Annotated in this window: 3 protein-coding genes; 1 reads left to right on the forward strand and 2 read right to left on the reverse strand. The window is 65.3% G+C overall.

Features of this window, described 5'->3' with window-relative positions:
* Window positions 1-615 (forward strand): NAD(P)-dependent alcohol dehydrogenase (locus EB084_23535; protein ID NDD31234.1); only part of this gene is annotated, 615 nt, incomplete at its 5' end.
* A 156-nt stretch (window positions 616-771) separates the two neighbouring features.
* Here EB084_23535 and EB084_23540 read toward each other — a convergent pair.
* Window positions 772-1,224 carry an isoprenylcysteine carboxylmethyltransferase family protein gene (locus EB084_23540; protein ID NDD31235.1) on the reverse strand — a complete coding sequence of 151 codons (453 nt, stop codon included), beginning with the start codon at window positions 1,222-1,224 and terminating at the stop codon, window positions 772-774.
* A gap of 96 nt (window positions 1,225-1,320) precedes the next feature.
* Complete coding sequence (locus tag EB084_23545; protein NDD31236.1) at window positions 1,321-2,517, reverse strand: 4Fe-4S ferredoxin; 1,197 nt, start codon at window positions 2,515-2,517, stop codon at window positions 1,321-1,323.
* Window positions 2,518-2,520: the final 3 nt, after the last annotated feature.

The raw sequence follows: 2,520 nt of genomic DNA on the forward strand, positions 1-2,520 counted from the left end.
CCCGCCACCCTCGATCTGGCGCGCAGCGCGCCGCTGCTCTGTGCGGGCATCACCACCTGGTCACCCCTGCGCCACTGGAAGGTAGGACCCGGCCACCGGGTGGGCATCATCGGCCTGGGTGGCCTGGGGCACATGGCCGTGCAGCTGGCCTCGAGGCTCGGCGCTGAAGTCACCGTCTTCAGCACGAGCACCGCCAAGGAAGCAGACGCGCGCCGACTGGGCGCCCACCACTTTGTGGCGACACGCCGCGAGGGTGCTCTCGAACCGCTGCAGCGCAGCTTTGACTTTCTGCTGAGCACCGTCTCATCGGCCTACGTGCTGAGCGGCTATGTCAACCTGCTCAAGCTCGACGCCACCCTGGTCATCGTCGGAGCCCCTCCTGCCAGCCAGCCTCCGGTGCTCGACGTGATGCCTCTGCTTATGGGGCGCCGACGGGTCGCCGGGAGCGCCATCGGCGGAATTCGTGAAACCCAGGAGATGCTCGACTTCTGCGGCGAGCACAACATCGCCGCCGACATCGAGCTGATTGAAATCGACAGGGTGAACGAGGCTTACGAGCGTGTGCTCAACGGCGACGTGCGCTACCGCTTCGTACTCGATCTCGCCACACTGTAGCGCCGGATCTGGCACAGAGACGAACCCTCCCCGCCTGATGCACAGACCGCCGCGGCGGGCGCTCTCGAGGCGTGGGGGGGGAGAACACCTCCCTCGAACGCCCGTCGCAGCCCACGCCCGAACGCTTCTGTGGGCTCCGCAACGTGGCTGCAAGGGCTAGAGCCAGCGCCGCACCCGCCCACACCAGTCGATGTAGGCGTCACCAAAGCGATCTGTGAGCATGCGCTCCTCCGGGATGATCTGGAAGCGCGTGATGAAGACCACAAAGAACACGGGCCCCACCCAGGCCCAGGGGCTCCCTAGCCAGGCGGCCTGGGTACAGAGCAGCAAGGTGAGCGACACATACATCGGATTGCGACTGACGGCGTAGATTCCGGAAGTCACCAGCACCGATGCACGCTCGACGTGCACAGGGTCGATGGTCGTGCCCGCGCGAAAAAAGCCCGCCAGGGCCGGAAATCCGAACACTGCGGCGCCGGCGAAGCTGACGGCCATCACGACCCACCCCACGACGCCGTGAGACGGTGGGGGGGAGATGACCCCAGCCTGCAGCGCAAGCAGGCCAAGCACCAGGAATGGAGGCGGGATTCGGTTCTCAAGCGCCCTCATGGATATTCCTCCCCGTAAGACGAAATTCGGTTCTCTGTCGCTCATCGCCGGCAGAATGTCTTGCCATTTCAACCGCCCTTCTTGATGACCCAGACGCTATCGTGGAAAACACGCTGCAAAGCGCTGCAGCAGGCTGCGATCGCCGGTGGTCTTGAGGCGCCCGGTGATCACCGCCCACACTGGGCTGCGTCGCTGGCTGACGATATCAAGCCAGAGCTTCCCGTCGCAGCGCACCGTGATGTCTGGACGCCCCAGCAGCTGGTCGGCCTGAACCTCGAGCCTGCCGTCATCAATGGTCACGGTAGCGCGTACCGGCTCCACCCCCGTCAGGTCGAAGTGATACACCGCCCGCCAGCCCCGTGCTGGTCTGCGCTGAAAGATCAGATGCAGCGCGCGGAACAGCCCGCGAGGGCTGGATGGCCGCAGGCTTGAGGCAACCAGCTTGAGCTTCTTGTGCTTGAAGCGGCGCTGTACGTGCTCGGCCGCGTCTGAGCCGCGAACGGCATAGACCGTCTCTTCGCGCTGGGTGAGCGGCTTGACCACTTCGCGCAGATGACTGGCGCGGTCTTCCACAAAAGGTCCGAGCACTTCTTCGCCCGCAGGGCACACCGCAACGCAGTAGGCTGCCTTGTACGAGGGGCGAAACGCCAGGCTCTGCCACGTCGCGACCGTCTCGCTTGCCGATACGCGATCACGAAAGTCGTGCTTGTTGCGGCTCTCGACCACATGCTCGACAAAGTCGCCGAAGCCCGTCATGAACTCCCGGTAGTTGTGGTCGTAGCAGGCCGAGAAGCGAAACCCCCCGTCGGGCTCGATGGCCCCCACGGGGCAGGCAGCCACGCAGAGCTTGCAGTTGACACAGGGGTTGAATTCAAGCGGCGCAGGCCGCCCAGGCCCTTCGCCTGCAGGCCCCTCGGTTGCCCCGCCCTGGTGCGGAACCGTGAGGGAGGGCTCAGGGGCCAGCTCCGCGTTGGTGATGACCGTTCCCAGCACGATGAACGAGCCGAAGCGAGGGTGGATGACGCTGCGGTGAAGCCCCATGCGTCCCAGCTGGGCAGCCTCGGCCACGACCTTGTGCGACACCACCCAGCCACGCTCGGGGTAGTTCTCGAGGTCAAACGGGAACGCCATAGGCGGGTTGATGGCACGTATGCCACGCTGCTCAAGGGTGATCGCAAGGCGGCGCGCTACCTCGTCGGTCTCGTCGCTGGCCTGCACAAACTCGAGGTTGGCTGCCGTCCGCGCCGCGCTCCGCACGTTCTCCTTGTGCAAGCGCACCACAAACGACACCAATGT

The organism is Pseudomonadota bacterium, assembly GCA_010028905.1.
GTDB lineage: Bacteria > Vulcanimicrobiota > Xenobia > RGZZ01 > RGZZ01 > RGZZ01.